This is a genomic window from Bradyrhizobium sp. WSM4874, from assembly GCF_055811835.1.
Genome location: NZ_JBVVPR010000252.1, coordinates 1 through 316 on the forward strand (window position 1 = coordinate 1; position 316 = coordinate 316).

The window sequence follows — 316 nt, forward strand, 5'->3', positions numbered from 1 at the left end:
CGGACGATCTCCTTGAGCGGCACACCGTCGCTGACAAGAGCCGCGATTGCGGCATGGCTGTCCTGGCGCCGCAGATAACCCTGATAGCGAAGCTTTTCCGCGCAGGTCAGCAGTTTAAGATCGATCGTCGTCGCCCCGATTGCGGCTCGGATTTTGCTCATCGAACGGCGCACCGCTTCAAGGAAGGCCGCGCTCGCGTTTTCCATCAGATGCCAGCGGTCGGCGACCTGGATGGCGTTCGGCAGCGCCTTGGCTGCTGCCTCGCCATATCCACCACCGCGATCTCGCGACACAATGTTGATGCCCGGGTGCTTCG

The 316-nt window shown here is 62.3% G+C and carries 1 protein-coding gene; it reads right to left on the minus strand.

Annotated elements, in window-relative coordinates; translation table 11 throughout:
- Window positions 1–316: transposase (locus AC0L3P_RS40250; protein WP_473309491.1), on the minus strand; the 316-nt coding region annotated here is incomplete at both ends.